Annotated in this window: 17 protein-coding genes; 7 read left to right on the top strand and 10 right to left on the bottom strand. The window is 71.7% G+C overall.

Going from position 1 to position 15259, the window contains the following annotated elements; translation table 11 throughout:
- Nucleotides 1–60: 60 nt before the first annotated feature.
- Nucleotides 61–705, top strand: a complete 645-nt coding sequence (locus O7614_RS14315) for an alpha/beta hydrolase (protein ID WP_278138939.1) — start codon at nt 61–63, stop codon at nt 703–705.
- Between the two features lie 107 nt (nt 706–812).
- Here O7614_RS14315 and O7614_RS14310 read toward each other — a convergent pair whose 3' ends face one another.
- Nucleotides 813–1409 (bottom strand): HNH endonuclease family protein, encoded by a 597-nt coding sequence (locus O7614_RS14310; RefSeq protein ID WP_278142261.1) that lies wholly within the window; start codon nt 1407–1409, stop codon nt 813–815.
- Nucleotides 1410–1642: 233 nt separating this feature from the next.
- The gene (locus O7614_RS14305; protein WP_278138938.1) at nt 1643–2821 is read right to left on the bottom strand and encodes an aminotransferase class I/II-fold pyridoxal phosphate-dependent enzyme; all 1179 of its coding nucleotides are present in this window, start codon (nt 2819–2821) and stop codon (nt 1643–1645) included.
- Between the two features lie 128 nt (nt 2822–2949).
- Between O7614_RS14305 and O7614_RS14300 the strand changes: the two genes are divergently transcribed.
- The 4 genes from O7614_RS14300 (at nt 2950) to O7614_RS14285 (ending at nt 6130) form a co-directional block, all read left to right on the top strand.
- Nucleotides 2950–3348, top strand: a complete 399-nt coding sequence (locus O7614_RS14300) for a hypothetical protein (protein WP_278138937.1) — start codon at nt 2950–2952, stop codon at nt 3346–3348.
- A 140-nt stretch (nt 3349–3488) separates the two neighbouring features.
- Complete coding sequence (locus O7614_RS14295; RefSeq protein WP_278138936.1) at nt 3489–4232, top strand: SDR family oxidoreductase; 744 nt, start codon at nt 3489–3491, stop codon at nt 4230–4232.
- Between the two features lie 159 nt (nt 4233–4391).
- The gene (locus tag O7614_RS14290; protein ID WP_278138935.1) at nt 4392–4757 is read left to right on the top strand and encodes a PadR family transcriptional regulator; all 366 of its coding nucleotides are present in this window, start codon (nt 4392–4394) and stop codon (nt 4755–4757) included.
- Complete coding sequence (locus O7614_RS14285; RefSeq protein ID WP_278138934.1) at nt 4754–6130, top strand: permease prefix domain 1-containing protein; 1377 nt, start codon at nt 4754–4756, stop codon at nt 6128–6130. The genes O7614_RS14290 and O7614_RS14285 overlap by 4 nt, the downstream gene beginning before the upstream one ends.
- Here O7614_RS14285 and O7614_RS14280 read toward each other — a convergent pair.
- Genes O7614_RS14280 through O7614_RS14245 form a run of 8 tightly spaced genes read right to left on the bottom strand, consistent with a single transcriptional unit; the run spans nt 6121 to nt 12305 of the window.
- Nucleotides 6121–6927, bottom strand: a complete 807-nt coding sequence (locus tag O7614_RS14280) for an IclR family transcriptional regulator (RefSeq protein WP_278138933.1) — start codon at nt 6925–6927, stop codon at nt 6121–6123. The genes O7614_RS14285 and O7614_RS14280 overlap by 10 nt on opposite strands.
- A complete protein-coding gene (gene pcaC / locus O7614_RS14275) occupies nt 6924–7304 on the bottom strand; it encodes a 4-carboxymuconolactone decarboxylase (RefSeq protein WP_278138932.1) in 381 nt (126 codons plus the stop codon). Before pcaC ends, O7614_RS14280 begins: the two co-directional genes overlap by 4 nt.
- Nucleotides 7291–8079 (bottom strand): 3-oxoadipate enol-lactonase, encoded by a 789-nt coding sequence (gene pcaD / locus O7614_RS14270; protein ID WP_278138931.1) that lies wholly within the window; start codon nt 8077–8079, stop codon nt 7291–7293. Before pcaD ends, pcaC begins: the two co-directional genes overlap by 14 nt.
- The gene (pcaB, locus tag O7614_RS14265) at nt 8076–9416 is read right to left on the bottom strand and encodes a 3-carboxy-cis,cis-muconate cycloisomerase (protein ID WP_278138930.1); all 1341 of its coding nucleotides are present in this window, start codon (nt 9414–9416) and stop codon (nt 8076–8078) included. The genes pcaD and pcaB overlap by 4 nt, the downstream gene beginning before the upstream one ends.
- On the bottom strand, nt 9391–9963 hold the full coding sequence (gene pcaG, locus O7614_RS14260) for a protocatechuate 3,4-dioxygenase subunit alpha (protein ID WP_278138928.1): 573 nt from the start codon (nt 9961–9963) through the stop codon (nt 9391–9393). The genes pcaB and pcaG overlap by 26 nt, the downstream gene beginning before the upstream one ends.
- Nucleotides 9956–10705, bottom strand: a complete 750-nt coding sequence (gene pcaH / locus O7614_RS14255) for a protocatechuate 3,4-dioxygenase subunit beta (RefSeq protein ID WP_278138927.1) — start codon at nt 10703–10705, stop codon at nt 9956–9958. Before pcaH ends, pcaG begins: the two co-directional genes overlap by 8 nt.
- Nucleotides 10702–11448, bottom strand: a complete 747-nt coding sequence (locus O7614_RS14250; protein ID WP_347404401.1) for a CoA-transferase — start codon at nt 11446–11448, stop codon at nt 10702–10704. Before O7614_RS14250 ends, pcaH begins: the two co-directional genes overlap by 4 nt.
- 38 nt (nt 11449–11486) lie before the next feature.
- Nucleotides 11487–12305, bottom strand: a complete 819-nt coding sequence (locus O7614_RS14245; RefSeq protein WP_278138925.1) for a CoA transferase subunit A — start codon at nt 12303–12305, stop codon at nt 11487–11489.
- A gap of 274 nt (nt 12306–12579) precedes the next feature.
- On the opposite strand from O7614_RS14245, the gene O7614_RS14240 reads away from it, so the two are divergent.
- A complete protein-coding gene (locus tag O7614_RS14240; protein WP_278138924.1) occupies nt 12580–14040 on the top strand; it encodes a benzaldehyde dehydrogenase in 1461 nt (486 codons plus the stop codon).
- A gap of 14 nt (nt 14041–14054) precedes the next feature.
- Entirely contained in the window at nt 14055–15227 is a 1173-nt protein-coding gene (pobA, locus tag O7614_RS14235) for a 4-hydroxybenzoate 3-monooxygenase (protein ID WP_278138923.1), read from the top strand.
- Nucleotides 15228–15259: the final 32 nt, after the last annotated feature.

Here is a 15259-nt window from a genome sequence, read left to right as displayed (position 1 = left end):
GGCTCGTTCGCCTGTCAACGCGTGGGTTGGTTGTCGTACCCACCTGTGAGGCTTCGGGTCATGGCTACGTTCGTTCTGATCCACGGTGGCGGGGGCAGCGCCTGGGACTGGCACCTCGTCGTCCCCGAGCTGACCAGCCTCGGCCACGAGGTGGTCGTCCCGGAGCTGCCGATCGACGACAGGTCGGCAGGGTTCGCCCAGTTCTGCGACACGGTCGTCGGCGTGATTGGTGACCGGCGCGACCTTGTCGTCGTCGGGCACTCGTACGGTGCGTTCACCGCGCCGCTGATCGCCGACAAGCTGCCGGTGCGACTCATCGTCCTGCTCACACCGATGATCCCCGAGCCTGGCGAGAAGCCCGGCGACTGGTGGGACAACACCGGCTACCAGGGTGTGGAAGGGCTCAGCGAGGAGCAACAGTTCTACAACGGTGTGCCGGCCGAGATCGTCGCGCAGGCCGCGGCGCACGGCCGGGACCAGGTCAGCGCGGAAGGCAGCGAGCCGTGGCCGCTGGGCACCTGGCCGGACGTGCCGACGAGGGTGCTCATCGCCCGTGACGATCGATTCTTCCCGGCGGACTTCCTGCGCCGGGTGGCCGCCGACCGTCTCGGCGTCACCCCGGACGAGATCGTCGGTGGGCACGCTGTCGCGCTCAGCCACCCGAAGCAACTCGCCGACCGACTCATCGCGTACCTGCCGGGCTGAGGACGCCGCACCGATCAACGGCGCACCTCAGTACGGCAGTCGGGCCGGTGCCATGGCGGCCGGGGCCGGCGGTGCGCCGTCGGGACGCCCGCCGGCCGTGGTCGTGCTCAGGAGCTACAGGTGTTGAGCATGCTCTGCAGGGCGGACTTCTCCGACGACTGCAGCGTCAGGCCCCAGTTGTACTTCACGGTGATCCACATCTTGCTGTAGGTGCACCGGTACGACGACAGCGGCGGCTGCCAGGTCGACGGGTCCTGGTCGCCCTTGGCCTGGTTGACGTTGTCCGTCACCGCGATCAACTGCGGACGACTCAGATCGTTGGCGAAGCTCTGCCGGCGGCTCGTGGTCCACGAGTTCGCGCCGGAGCGCCACGCCTCCGCGAGGGGCACCACGTGGTCGATGTCGACGTCGGAGGCCGCCGTCCACGTCGCGCCGTCGTACGGGCTGTACCAGCGGCCGGAGGTGGCCGCGCAGGAACTGTCCACGACGACGGAGGTGCCGTCGCGCTTGAGGACCTGCTCGCGGGTGTTGCAGCTGCCGCTGACCGTGATCCAGTGCGGGAACAGGTCCCGCGAGTAGCCACTGGTCGAGCCCTGCGCCGCCACCGTCAGAGCGTTGAGCTGCGACTGCGCGGTGGCCTTGGACGGGATCCCGGGCGGCGCGGCCCAACCGGGCTGGGCGTTCGTGGCGGTCAGGCCGGCCATCGCGAGCGCACTGACGGCGAGCACGACGGCACGGCGCGTCACGCGCGTACGGCGAGGTGCGGATGGGGTGGTCGACATGGCGAGCCTCCTCTGCGGGGTGGAGGACAACCATCTCTGTCGATCATGTCTATCGATCGATGCGACTCTGAAGAATTGCCGTACAGCTCCTGAGCAGACGGCTCGGCTGGCAGCCGTCGCCCGCGTACCGGAATTGGAGCGTGCCTGCAGACTTCTCAGGCGACGGCGGCGGCCATCCGGCGTAACGCTTCGGTGATCAGCTCCGGTGCGGTGGCCAGGTTCAACCGGACGTGGCCGCCGCCGCCGGTGCCGAAGGCCGTACCGGAGCTGAGCGCCACCCGACCCCGGTCGAGGAACACGCCGGCGGGGTCGTCGCCGAGGCCCAGGGCCCGGCAGTCGAGCCAGGCGAGGTAGGTGGCCTGACCGGGGTGGTACCGGACGGCCGGCAGGTGCTCGGCGAGCAGCGCGGCGAGGAGCCGGCGGTTGTCGTCCAGGCCGGTCAACACGGCGTCGAGCCACTCGCCGCCGTCGCGGAACGCGGCGGTGTGGGCGATAACGCCGAGGTGGCTGGTGCTGACACTGGCCTCGAACGGAACCCGGGCGAGGTCCTCCGCCGCTGCCGGGCCGGCGATGAGCAGTGCGCCGCGCAGACCGGCCAGGTTCCACCCCTTGGAGGCGGACATCAGCGACAGGCCGTTCTCCGCGCCGGGCACCGAGAGGTACGGCACGAACCGCGCTCCCCCGACCACCACCGGCGCGTGGATCTCGTCGGCGACCACTCGTACCCCGAGCCGGTCGGCCAGACTGGCGACGGAGGTCAACTCGGCCGCGGTGTGCAGCACGCCGGTCGGGTTGTGCGGGTTGCACAAAAGGTACGCGGCTTGCCGGCCACCGGCCCGGGCCTGCCGGAACGCTTCCTCCAGTGCCCCGACGTCGATCCGCAGGTCCTCACCGAGCGGTGCCTCGACGATCCGGCGGCCGGCGTGTGTCACGAAGTCGTAGAACGGCGGGTAGACCGGACAGTTGACGACTACCGCGTCCCCCGGCTTGGTGATCACCCGGAGCGCCTCGACGATGCCGTGCATCACGTCGGGCACCAGCGCGGTGCGTTCCGTGGCCAACCCGTCCCAACCCGACCGACGGTGGGCGAACTCGGCCAGTGCCTGCGGGTACGCCGTGCCGGCGGTGTAGCCGGTGTCGCCGCGTGCGACGGCGTCGGTGATCGCCCGCGCCACCGGTTCGGCCAGCGGCACGTCCATCTCCGCCACCCAGAGCGGCAGCACGTCGTCGGGGTACTCCCGCCACTTGAGGCTCGTCCGCTGGCGGAGCTGGGCGATGGTGAGCTGGCGAAGGGGATTCGCCGCGTCCGGGGTAGCACTCGGCACACCGATCATTGCCGAAGCCTAATCCGCTGCGGTGCGGACCGGTTCGGCTGACCACCGGCACCTCGTCGCGCTGCCTTGCTACCGTCCGCGCACTTGCTACCGTCGATGACAGCCCGCATGCGGTCGAGGAGGGCATCATGGTCGGTCTGGTGGCCATCGGCGCGGTCGCCGCCGTCCTGCTCGTCGGTGTCGTGGTCCTGGTCCGCAGGCCGGCCGACGTTCGGCGGGTGGTCCGCTGGTCGGCACTGGCGATCACCGTGCTGGTCGCCGCCGCGCTGACCCCCTACACGGTGGACGACTCCGGGGCCGCGGCCGCCTACCTGCTCGGGGTGCCCGTCGTCGCCGCGGTGCTACCGGTTCTCGCGCAGCGGTTCGGCAGGTGGGCCGTGATCGCCGACATGGTGGCCGCGCTGGTCATCGCCGGGTGGGGGCTGTTGCTCGGGCTGGGCGTGGGTGTGGCGTTCCTGCCGGCGGCGCTGCTCCTGATCGTCGGCGTGGTGGGCGCCGGGGCCCCTCGCCAGTCGGCTACGACCTGACCCGGGTTGACCATCGAGCGAGCGGAGCAACAACGCGGGGCCTGTCGCACAGCCGAGGCGGCATCTGCTCGTCAACGCGTCGGAACGCGACGTCCGATCATCGCCAGACGGATGGTCTCTCGCCGACCAGGCTTGCCGTCATGAACAACACACTTGACGGCAAGGTGGCCCTGGTCACCGGTGGTGGTCGTGGTATTGGCGCGGCGGTGGCGTTGCGCCTGGCGGAGGAGGGCGCCGATGTGGCATTGACGTTCCAGCAGAATCAGCAACGCGCGGACGGCGTGGTGGACCAGATCAAGGCCGTGGGACGGCGGGCTGTCGCCATGCAGGCGGACAGCTCCGACCCGGCGGCGGTGGTCGCCGCGGTCGACCGGGTCGTCGGCGAACTGGGCCGACTGGACATCTTGGTGAACAACGCCGGCGCGTTCCTGCTCGGCCCGTTGGAGCAGTTGAGCCTGCAGGAGTTCGATCAGACCGTCGCGGTCAATGTCCGGGCGCCGTTCGTCGCCGCGCAGGCGGCGGTACGCCACATGAGAGCCGGCGGTCGGGTCATCAACATCGGCAGCAACATGGCCGAGCGGTCGGTCTTCCCCGGCTTCGCGCTGTACGCGATGAGCAAGACCGCACTGATCGGCCTGACCAAGGCGCTCGGACGCGAACTCGGCGGAAGGGCGATCACCGTGAATCTGGTCAACCCTGGGGCCACCGACACCGAGTTGAACCCGGCCGACGGCCCCAATGCCGACACGATCAACGGTTTCACCGCCCTCGGCCACTTCGCGGAGCCGAGTGACGTGGCGGCCACGGTGGCCTTCCTCGCCGGCCCGGGCGGGCGCTACATCACCGGGGCGACTGTCAACGTCGACGGTGGCTTCACCATCTGATCGTCGGCTCACCGCCGCCCGTCCACCCTCCGTGGCCACGGCCCGTCCCTCAGGCTTCCGAGCGGGGACGGGCCGTGGCCACACCGGCCGTTGTGCCGCGCCAATACCTAGCAGTATTATGCCTTGCACCGCTAGGCTTACAAGTGGAGGTGACGTCTGGTGAAGGTCGCGAAGGATCTGGTGGCCGCCTCGGCCACGCCGATGGTGCTCGGCATCCTGACCGAGGGCGAGAGCTACGGCTACGCCATCCTCAAACGGATCAACGAGCTGTCCGGGGGCGAGCTCGACTGGACCGAGGGGCTGCTCTACCCGCTGCTACACCGGCTTGAGCGCCTCGGTCATGTCGAGTCGAGCTGGCAGTCGGTCACCGGCGAGCGCAGGCGCAAGTACTACCGCATCACCGAGACGGGCCTGGCCGAGCTGGCCGAGCAGCGCCGGCAGTGGGACACCGTGGTGGGCGCGTTGAAGGAGATCTGGCATGACCGGGTGCCACTGACGGTGGACCCACTGGAGGGCCTCGCATGACCGACCACGACGGGCAGCACGAGCTGGAGGCCCAGTTCGAACAGTGGCGCCGGTACGTTCTCCGCCGCCGGGAGCTGCAGCCGACGGACGCCGACGAGCTGGAAGACCACCTCCGTGGCTCGGTCGACGAACTCGTGGCGAGAGGACTGAGTCCGGACGAGGCGTTCCTGGTCGCTGTCAAACGCATGGGCAGCCTCGACGAGCTCTCTCGCGAGTTCGCCCGGGAGCACTCGGAACGGCTGTGGAAGCAGCTGGTGTTGACCGGCGACCCGAGCAGCCCGACGGCCGGCAGCCGCTCTCGGCGCGACCTGTGGGTCATGCTCGTCTGCGCGGCGGGCGCGGTGGCGTCGGTCAAGGTGCCGGCGCTGTTCGGGTTGGGCTTCGACGACGACGGCTCGTTCTACGCGCGGAACTTCACACTGTTCGCGCTGCCCTGGCTCGCGGCATTCCTGGCCTGGCGACGCGGCGCCCGACGGTCGGTGATAGTGACACTGGTGGCGCTGTTCGTCCTCGGCGCCGTGGCGGCCAACGTCTATCCGCTGGCAGACGACTCGCAGTCCGTCGTCGTCACCGGCATCCACCTCCCCATCGCCCTGTGGCTGGTCGTCGGTCTGGCGTACGTCGCCGACGACTGGCGGTCCTCCCGGCGACGGATGGACTTCATCCGCTTCACCGGCGAGTGGTTCATCTACCTGGTGCTGATGGCCCTCGGCGGCGGTGTCCTCTCCGCGTTCCTGTTCAACACGTTCGCGGCCATCGGCATCGCCCCGGAGGAGTTCATCTCGCAGTGGCTGCTGCCCTGCGGCGCGGCGGCCGCGGTCGTCGTGGCCGGGTGGCTCGTCGAGGCCAAGCAGAGCGTCGTCGAGAACATCGCGCCGGTCCTCACCCGACTGTTCACCCCGCTCTTCACCGCCGCCCTCCTCGCGTTCCTCGTCGCCGTCGTGTGGACCAGCCACGGCATCGACGTCGAACGCGAGACCCTGATCCTGTTCGACCTGCTGCTGGTCGTGGTGCTGGGGTTGCTGCTCTACTCGCTGTCCGCCCGTGATCCACTGGCCCCGCCCGGGCCGTTCGACAAACTCCAGCTGGCGCTCGTGGTCAGCGCGTTGGCCATCGACGTGCTCGTGCTGGTGGAGATCACCGGTCGCCTCACCGACGACTACGGCAGCACGCCCAACCGGGCGGCCGCGCTCGGCGAGAACGTCATCCTGCTGGTCAACCTGGCGTGGTCGGCGTGGCTCCTGCTGACCTTCCTCCGCCGCCGGGCACCGTTCGCGGCGCTCGAACGGTGGCAGACCGGCTACCTGCCGGTGTACGCCGGCTGGGCGTGGTTCGTGGTGCTGGTCTTCCCGCCGCTGTTCGGCTACGCCTGACCGGCACGGTGGCCCGGGCCGCCCCGGACGTCCTCCTCGATCCGCTTCGCGGCGACCAGCAGCGGCGGGAGCAGTTCGCGGCGGATCATCTCGAAGGATCCTCGGGTGGCGTGCGCGGAGACGTTCACCGCCGCGACCACCGACCCGTTCTCGCCGCGGATCGGGGCGGCCACCGAGCGCAACCCCTCCTCCAACTCCTGGTCCACGATGGCGTACCCCTGGGCGGCGATCTTCGTCAGGACGCCGCGCAGCTTCGCCGGGTCGGTGACGGTGCGCCGGGTCAACGGCCGCAGCTCCGCGGTGGCGAGGTAGTCGTCCAGCCAGTCCACCGGTTGCGCGGCGAGCAGCACCCGACCCATCGAGGTGGCGTAGGCGGGGAACCGGGTGCCGACGCTGATCCCCACTGTCATGATCCGCTTGGTGGGAACGCGGGCCACGTAGACCACCTCGTCGCCGTCGAGCACCGACACCGAGCAGGACTCGTGCACCTGCGCGACCAGCGCCTCCATGTGCCGCCGCGCGACCTCGGGCAGGCTCAGACTCGACAGGTACGCGTAGCCGAGTTCGAGGATCCGCGCGCGCAGCGAGAAGAGCCGACCGTCGGTGTGCACGTAGCCCAACTCGACCAGGGTGAGCAGGAACCGACGCGCCGCGGCCCGGGTCAGCCCGGTCCTGCGGGCCACCTCGCTGAGGGTCAGCTGCGGGTGTTCGGCGTCGAACGCCCGGATCACCGCGAGCCCGCGTTCCAGTGACTGGACGAACTCCGCCGACCTCGCCGCGTCCTCGCTCACGCTCACCCGGCCTCCTGCCGCAGGGTCTCCCGGGCCACAGTGAACGCCCGGTTCGCCGCCGGTACGCCAGCGTAGACGCCGACCTGGAGCAGGACCTCGGCCACCTCGGCCGGGCTCAGCCCGTTGCGCAGCGCGGCGCGCACGTGCATCGCCAACTCGTCGTCGTGGTGCAGGGTGGCGAGCACGGCGAGGGTGATGCAGCTGCGGGTACGCCGGTCGAGGCCCGGGCGGCTCCACACCTCCCCCCAGGCGTAGCGGGTGATGAAGTCCTGGAAGTCGGCGGTGAACTCGTCCGTGCCGTCGATCGCGCGGTCCACGTGGGCGTCGCCCAGCACCTGTCGGCGTACCGCCATGCCCGCCTCGTGCCGCTCACTGTCGTTCATCTGTCACCGGGTCCTCGTGGAGGTGTTGCAGCAGGAGTCGACGCACCTGCTCGGGTTGCTCGACGTTGGCCAGGTGCGCCGCCGCGCCGACCACGGCCAGACGGGCCCGCGGGATGCCGCCGACGATCTCGCGGGCGTGCTCGACCGGGGTGGCCGGATCGTCCGCGCCCGCGACGACGAGCGTCGGCGCGGTGATCCGGCCGAGGTCGGGTCGGAGGTCCATCGCGGCGATCGCCTCGCAGCAGGCGGCGTAGCCGTCCGGCGGCGTCGCGGTCAGCATCGCGCGGTGGGCGGCGACCACGTCCGGCCGGGCGGTGGCGAAGGCCGGGGTGAACCAACGGGCCACCACCGCGTCGGCGATCGCCGGCAGACCGGAGGCCCGTACCGTCGCCGCCCGGTGGTGCCACTGCCCGGGCGGCCCGAGCGACGCCGACGTGCAGAGCAGCACCATCCGCCGCACCCGGTCGGGCGCGTGCGCGGCGAGCCACATGCCCACCATGCCCCCGAGGGACAGCCCCGCGTAGTGGACCGACGGCACGTCCAGGTCGTCCAGCGTCCGCAGCAACTCCCGGCCGAGCTGGTCAATCGTGTACGGCCCGGACGGCACCGCCGAACGGCCGTGACCCAGGTGGTCGTACCGGATGACCCGGAACCGCGCGGCGAGCGCCGGGACCTGCGGTTCCCACATCGCGGCGGCGGTGCCGAGGGAACTGCCGAGCAGCAGCGGCGGCGCGTCGTGTGGGCCGTCGACGGCGAGGTGCAACAGGGAGGTCACCGGGCCGCTCCCCGAGCGGCGACCAGGGCCCGGTCGACGAACCGGCCGGCCGAGCCGAGCCAACGGTACGGGTCGAGCGCCTCGGCTATCTCGGCCTCGGACAGGTGGGCGCGGATCTCGGGGTCGGCGAGCAGCGCGGCGCGGAACGAGGGTTCGGTGGCGGCGCGGGTAACCAGGTCGTGTGCGACGCCGCGACCGACGGCGGGTGCCAGTCGCGCCGCGACGGCCTCGGCGAGCAGGAGACCGCCGGTCGCGTCGAGGTTCTCCCGCATCCGCTCCGGGTGGACCTGAAGCCCGGCCAGCATCCGTGCGCACCGGGCGGCGGCCCCGCCGGACACGTGCAGCAGGTCGAGCAGGGGCTCCCACTCGGCGTGCCAGGCACCGGCGGCCCGTTCGTGCTCCTGCACCGCCGCGGCGAACACTGTGGCGACGAGCCCCGGCCCGCGTCGCGCCGCGGCGGTGACAAGGATGGAGTCGACCGGGTTGCGCTTGTGCGGCATGGCCGACGAGCCGCCCCGACCGGTGCCACCCTCGGCGACCTCGCCGATCTCGTTCTGGGCGAGCAACCCGACGTCGAGCGCGACCTTGCCGGTGCTCACCAGCAGTCCACCGAGGGCGGCGGCCAGGTCGAGCCAGGACTGACGGCGGGTGTGCCAGGGCAGAGGGCTCGACGGGAGGCCCAGGTGCGCCGCGAACCGCTCGGCGACCTCCGTGCCGGCCGGGCCGAACGCGGCCAGGGTGCCGACCGCACCGCCGAGCTGCGCTGGCTGGGCGGCACCGGCCTGACGCAGCCGGCCCCGGGCCTCGACCAGACCGGTCAGCCATCCCGCGGCCTTGAGCCCGAACGTGGTGGGTGCCGCCTGCTGTCCGAGTGTTCGGGCGACCAGCACGGTGCCCCGGTGTGCGTCGGCCAGCCTCGCGGCGGCGTCCACCGCGGCGTCGAGGTGACGCAGCAGCGGCTCGAGTGCCCGGACGGCCACCAGGACCAGCGCGGTGTCCAGGACGTCCTGACTGGTCGCTCCGACGTGCACCCAGCCTCGGGCGTGCTCGGGCACGGCGGCGGTCAGCGCGCCCACCAGGGGGACGACGGGGTTGCCCGTGTCGTCGGCCGCCCGGCCGAGCGCCCCCGGGTCGTACCGGTCGGCGCGGCACTGCTCGACGATCGCATCCGCCGCCGGTGTGGGAAGGATGCCGACGTCCGCCGTGGCCCGGGCCAGCGCCGCCTCCGCGTCGAGCATCGCCTGGAGCAGGGACCTGTCGCTGAGTTCCGTGTCGACGTCCGGGGCACCGGAGACGCCGCCGAGCAGGCCGTCAGACGGCGAAGAAGACGGTCTCATGGTCTCCCTGCAGGTGGATGTCGAACCGGAGCCCGTCCGTCGCGGGTTTCGCCAGCAGGGTGTCACGGCGGGCGGCGTCGACGCTGCGCAACACGGGGTCGGCGGCGTTCGCCGCCGGTTCGTCGGGGAAGTAGATCCGGGTGACGAGGCGGTGCAGCAGCCCACGCCCGAAGACCGACAGAGCCAGGTGGGGCGCTTCGGTGCCGCCGCCCGGCGCGGGTAGTGAACCCGGCTTGACGGTCAGCAGCCGGTACCAGCCCTGCCCGTCGGTCTCGCTGCGCCCGAATCCTCGGAAACCGGCGAGCGCGGGCGGCCGGGCGCCACGCGGGTCGTCCGGGTGGTCGAACCGGCCGTCCGGGTCGGCCTGCCAGCTCTCCACCATCGCGTCGACCACCGGCGCCCCGGTGCCGTCGAAGATCCGACCCCTGATCCAGAACGCGCCCGGTGTGTCCTCGGGTACGACGTACGGGCCGTCGGGCCAGTGCAGACCGATGTGCAGGTACGGTCCGACGGTCTGCGCGGGCATGACGCCCAACTGCTCACTCATCGTCGTCGCCGTCCTCGAAGGGGGTGCTCTCCCGGCCGCGCAGCACGATGTCGAACTCGTACGCCAGCGCCCACTCCGGTGTCGTGGCGGCGTGGTCGTACCGGGCGATCATCCGTTCCCGGGCCTTCGGGTCGCGGACCGAGTTGAAGATCGGGTCCTGGAAGAAGAGCGGGTCGCCCGGGAAGTACATCTGTGTCACCAGCCGCTGGGTGAACGCCCGGCCGAAGAGGGAGAAGTGGATGTGCGCCGGCCGCCAGGCGTTGTCGTGGTTACGCCAGGGGTAGGCGCCGGGCTGCACGGTGACGAACCGGTACCGCCCCTGGTCGTCGGTGAGCGCCCGGCCCACCCCTTCGAAGTGGGGGTCGAGCGGCGCGGGCCAGGTGTCCCGGGAGTCGCGGTACCGGCCGGCGGCGTTGGCCTGCCAGATCTCGACGAGCGTGCGGGGCACCGGTCGACCGTCACCGTCGCGGACCCGCCCGTGCACGATGATCCGCTGTCCCTGCGGCTCGCCGTCGTGCTGGCGGGTCAGGTCGTGGTCGAGCTCGCCGAGCCGCCCCTCCCCCAGCAGCGGTCCGGTGACCTCGGTCAGCCGCTGCGGCAGGTGGACCAGTGGGTGTCTCGGCGCCCGCACCACCGTCGACTTGTAGCCGGGGCTGAGCAGGGGTGGGTGGGCGTCGACGTCGTCGCGCCGGTAGCTCGGTAGCACCAGGCCACTGCCGGCCCGGGTGTCCTGAGTGGTCATTGTCGTCTCCCGTCGGACCTCGTCGCCTCCAGCGCCCGCAGCACCGCGAGTTCCCGCGCCGTCGGCGGATCGCCCGTGGTCAGCCCCTCGGCGACGGCGAGGTCCCAACCGGTGGCCGCCCGCGCCTGCTCCCGCGTCACACCGGGGTGCAGGCGGGTCAAGGTGAGCTCGCAGGTGGCCGGATCGGGTTCGAGGACGCCGAGATCGGTGATCACCACTCGGGGACCTCCGCCACGCAGGCCGAGTCGCTCCCGGTCGCCCGGGCCGTTCCCGTACCCGACCGAGGTGACGAAGTCGACCCGTTCGGTGAACGTCCGGAGGTCCTGCCGGACGATCACCACGACCTCACCACAGGAGGCGGCGATCTCCGGGGCGCCGCCGGCGCCGGGCAGCCGGACCTTCGGGGCGTGGTAGTCGCCTCCGACGACCGTGGTGTTGATATTGCCGTACCGGTCGAGCTGCGCGGCACCGAGAAAGCCCACGTCGATCCGGCCGGGCTGGAGCCAGTAGTTGAACACCTCGGGCACCGACACCACCGCGTCCGCCGTGTCGGCGAGGACTCCGTCGCCGATGGACAGCGGGAGTCGGCCCGGCTTCGCGCCGAGACAGCCCGATTCGTAGATGAGCACCAGGTTCGGAGCGTGGGTCGCGCGGGCGAGGTTCGCCGCGGTGCTGGGCAACCCGATCCCGACGAAGCAGGCCGTGCCGTCGCGCAGTTGCCGGGCGGCGGCGACGGTCATCATCTCGTCCGCGGTCCAGCCGGTGGTCGTGGTCTCGTCGGTCACGCCGCTGCCCCCGCCCGGTGCACGTGCTGGTCCAGCCAGGCGCGGAAGGTGTCGCGGTGCCGGCTGACGGCGTCCCAGGCCCGGTAGAAGTCGTTGTCCCGGACCGAGTAGCCGTGCGCGTAGGAGGGGTGTGCTCCACCGGGCACCTCGGCCACCGCGGTGACCGCCCAGCCGGGCAGGACCACCTGCCCGGGTACGGGCTCCCACTCGTCCACGATCTCCTCGACGGTGACCAGGGAACGGTCGGCGGCGAGCACCGCCTCCTTCTGCACCCCGGTGATGCCCCACATCTGCACGTTGCCGTCGCGGTCGGCGCGCTGGGCGTGCACCACCGTCACGTCGGGGCGCAGGGCGGGGACGGCGGTGAGCGTCTCGCCGGTGAAGGGGCAGGTGATGGGACGGATGTTGGTGGTGTGCTCGGGCAGGTCGGTGCCGGTGTAGCCGCGCAGGACGGCGAACGGCAGCCCGGACGCCCCGGCGACGTAGCGGTTCGCCATGCCGGCGTGGCTGTGCTCCTCCAACTCCAGCGGGCACGGCCAGGCGTGCTGCACGGCGTCGCGGAAGCGGTGCAGCGACCCCACGCCCGGGTTGCCGCCCCACGAGAAGACCAGGCGACGGGCACAACCCGCGCCGATGAGCTGGTCGTAGATGACGTCGGGTGTCATCCGCACCAGGGTCAGATCGCGCCGTCCCTGGCGGATGATCTCGTGACCGGCGGCGAACGGGATGAGGTGGGTGAACCCTTCCAGGGCCACCACGTCACCGTCGCGGACCAGGTGCGCCACGCCCTCGGCCAGCGAGACGAGCTTCGCCATGAGCCTCCCCGCCCTTGTTCGCTATGCGGACCGCTGTACTCACATCGAACGTACGGCGGGCGAGACTCTCCGTCAACGACAGGTTGGTGCGGGCCGTCCAGCGCTGCCAAGTCACGCCGGCCGATGCGTTGACGCGAGCCGGACCACGTGCCAACGTTCATGGAGAGAACGGCCGTTCGGTAAGCGAACACCCCGGGTCGTCGTGAGCGGAACCACGGCACGCCCGGTCACGCCCGGGACCACCCCACCGCCCCACGCTCCCAGGAGGACCGCCATGACACTGCTGGACGCCACGACCTGGCACGGCACGGTGCACAGCGGCGGCTGGGTGGAGCCGGCCGGCGGCACGGCGTCCGTGCGCTCCCCCGCCACCGGCGAGGAGATCGGCCAGGTTGGCGTGGCGAACTCCGACGACGTGACGCGAGCCTGCGCCCGCGCCGCCACCGCCCAACGCGCCTGGGCCGCCACCGGCTACGCCGAGCGGGCCGCGGTGCTGCGCCGGGCCGGGCAGCTGTTCGAACGGCACGCCACCGAGATCGGCGACTGGATCGTGCGGGAGTCCGGGTCCATCCCACCCAAGGCCGGTGTCGAGACCGACACCGCGGCGCAGGAGTGCTACGAGGCGGCGGCGCTGGCCTCGCACCCGCTCGGCGAGATCATCCCGAGCGCGCAACCGCGGCTGAGCCTGGCCCGCCGGTTGCCCGTCGGCGTCGTCGGCGTCATCGCGCCGTTCAACTTCCCGCTCATCCTGGCCACCCGTTCCGTCGCTCCGGCCCTGGCGCTGGGCAACGCCGTGGTGCTCAAGCCCGATCCGCGCACGGCGGTCTGCGGTGGTGTCTCGATCGCCCGGGTCTTCGAGGAGGCCGGCCTGCCCGACGGCCTGCTGCACGTCCTTCCCGGCGGGGTCGACGTCGGCGAGGCGCTGGTGGCCGACCCGCACGTGCGGGTGGTCAGCTTCACCGGTTCGACGGCGGCCGGCCGCAAGGTCGGCGAGGCGGCCGCACGCCACCTCAAGCGGGCGCACCTCGAACTCGGTGGCAACTCGGCGCTCATCGTGCTCGACGACGCCGACCTGGACCTCGCCGTCTCCGCCGGCGCCTGGGGCTCCTTCCTGCACCAGGGTCAGATCTGCATGACCACCGGTCGGCACCTGGTGCACGAGAGCCTGGCCGAGCGGTACGTGGAGCGGTTGGCCGAGAAGGCGGACCACCTGCCGGTCGGCGACCCGGCGAAGGAACAGGTGGCGCTCGGGCCGATCATCGACGAGCGCCAGCGCGACAAGATCCATGCGCTGGTCACGGCGAGCGTCGACGCGGGCGCCCGTCTGGCGGCCGGAGGCACCTACGAGGGGCTGTTCTACCGGCCGACGGTCCTCGCCGACGTGACCCCCGCGACCCCGGCGTATGCCCAGGAGGTCTTCGGCCCGGTCGCACCGGTGACCACCTTCGCCGACCAGGAGGAGGCGGTGGAGTTGGCCCGGCAGACCGAGTACGGCCTGTCGCTGGGCATCCTGGGCCGGGACGTGATGAGGGCGATGGCCCTCGCCGACCGGATCCCCAGCGGGATCGTGCACATCAACGACCAGACGGTCAGCGACGAGGCGGTGGCGCCGTTCGGCGGGGTCGGTGCCTCGGGCACCGGCTCGCGGTTCGGCGGGGCAGCGGCGAACGTCGAGGCGTTCACCGAGACCCAGTGGCTCACCGTGCAGGGCGACATCACGCGGTACCCGTTCTGACACCGGGAGGGAAGATGCGTACCCAGGTCGGCATCGTCGGCGCCGGGCCGGCGGGACTCATGCTGTCGCACCTGCTGCACCTGCGCGGGATCGGGTCCGTGGTGCTGGAGAGCCGCAGCCGCGACCACGTCGAGCACCGACTGCGGGCCGGAGTCCTCGAACAGGGTTCGGTCGACCTGCTCTGCGGTGCCGGTGTCGGCGAGCGGCTGCAACGGGAAGGGCTGCGGCACGAGGGCATCGAGCTGCGTTTCGCCGGGGAGTCGCACCGGGTGCCGATGACCGATCTGACCGGACGGGCGATCACCGTCTACGGCCAACAGGAGGTGGTCAAGGACCTGATCGCCGCCCGGCTCGCCGTCGGCGGCTCGGTGCTCTTCGAGGCCGAGGTGGTACGCCTGGACGGTCTGGACACCGACGCGCCGGTCGTCCACTTTCGACGCGACGGGCGGGACGAGGAGCTGCACTGCGACTTCGTCGCGGGCTGCGACGGGTTCCACGGGGTGAGCCGCGCGGCGGTGCCCGACGGGGTGCTGACCACCTACGAGCGGGCGTACCCGTTCGCCTGGTTGGGGGTCCTCGCCGCCGCCCCGCCCGCGGTGCGGGAGCTCATCTACGCCAACCACGAACGGGGTTTCGCCCTCTACAGCATGCGCTCCCCGGAGCTGTCCCGGCTGTATCTGCAGGTCGCGCCGGACGAGGACATCGCCGACTGGCCGGACGAGCGGATCTGGACGGAGTTGCGGGCGCGGTTGGAGACGGTGCCGGGCTGGTCGCTCAACGAGGGGCCGATCCTGGAGAAGTCCGTCACGCCGATGCGCAGCTTCGTGGTGGAGCCGATGCGGTGGGAGCGACTGTTCCTGGCCGGGGACGCCGTGCACATCGTCCCACCCACCGGCGCGAAGGGAATGAACCTGGCCCTCGCCGACGTCGCGCTGCTCGGGGACGCCTTCGCCGCCTGGTACGACGGGGGGCGCACCGATCTGCTGGACAGCTACTCGGCCACGGCGCTGCGCCGGGTCTGGCGGGCCCAGCACTTCTCCTGGTGGATGACCTCGATGCTGCACCGGCTGGAGCGCGACGACCCGTACGAGACGAAGTTGCAGACCGCCACGTTGAGGTACGTCGCCACGTCCGAGGCGTACGCCACGAGCCTGTCCGAGAACTACGTGGGCCTGCCCGAGGTCTGAGCGCCGCCGCGCCGCGGAGCATTATTCAACTT

It is taken from the genome of Micromonospora sp. WMMD961 (assembly GCF_029626145.1).
GTDB lineage: Bacteria > Actinomycetota > Actinomycetes > Mycobacteriales > Micromonosporaceae > Micromonospora.
The sequence above is the reverse complement of the archived record's forward strand: the minus strand, read 5'-3'. Positions and strand labels throughout refer to the sequence as shown.

What these genes read in the sequence shown, in the direction of transcription:
- O7614_RS14250 (WP_347404401.1), bottom strand. Translation starts at nt 11,448, where the DNA reads ATGATGACCGTCGCCGCCGCCCGGCAACTGCGCGACGGCACGGCCTGC.
- pobA (WP_278138923.1), top strand. Translation starts at nt 14,055, where the DNA reads ATGCGTACCCAGGTCGGCATCGTCGGCGCCGGGCCGGCGGGACTCATG.
- O7614_RS14295 (WP_278138936.1), top strand. Translation starts at nt 3,489, where the DNA reads ATGAACAACACACTTGACGGCAAGGTGGCCCTGGTCACCGGTGGTGGT.
- O7614_RS14310 (WP_278142261.1), bottom strand. Translation starts at nt 1,409, where the DNA reads ATGGCCGGCCTGACCGCCACGAACGCCCAGCCCGGTTGGGCCGCGCCG.
- pcaB (WP_278138930.1), bottom strand. Translation starts at nt 9,416, where the DNA reads ATGAGACCGTCTTCTTCGCCGTCTGACGGCCTGCTCGGCGGCGTCTCC.
- O7614_RS14300 (WP_278138937.1), top strand. Translation starts at nt 2,950, where the DNA reads ATGGTCGGTCTGGTGGCCATCGGCGCGGTCGCCGCCGTCCTGCTCGTC.
- pcaH (WP_278138927.1), bottom strand. Translation starts at nt 10,705, where the DNA reads ATGACCACTCAGGACACCCGGGCCGGCAGTGGCCTGGTGCTACCGAGC.
- O7614_RS14315 (WP_278138939.1), top strand. Translation starts at nt 61, where the DNA reads ATGGCTACGTTCGTTCTGATCCACGGTGGCGGGGGCAGCGCCTGGGAC.
- O7614_RS14305 (WP_278138938.1), bottom strand. Translation starts at nt 2,821, where the DNA reads ATGATCGGTGTGCCGAGTGCTACCCCGGACGCGGCGAATCCCCTTCGC.
- pcaC (WP_278138932.1), bottom strand. Translation starts at nt 7,304, where the DNA reads ATGAACGACAGTGAGCGGCACGAGGCGGGCATGGCGGTACGCCGACAG.
- pcaG (WP_278138928.1), bottom strand. Translation starts at nt 9,963, where the DNA reads ATGAGTGAGCAGTTGGGCGTCATGCCCGCGCAGACCGTCGGACCGTAC.
- O7614_RS14285 (WP_278138934.1), top strand. Translation starts at nt 4,754, where the DNA reads ATGACCGACCACGACGGGCAGCACGAGCTGGAGGCCCAGTTCGAACAG.
- O7614_RS14240 (WP_278138924.1), top strand. Translation starts at nt 12,580, where the DNA reads ATGACACTGCTGGACGCCACGACCTGGCACGGCACGGTGCACAGCGGC.
- O7614_RS14245 (WP_278138925.1), bottom strand. Translation starts at nt 12,305, where the DNA reads ATGGCGAAGCTCGTCTCGCTGGCCGAGGGCGTGGCGCACCTGGTCCGC.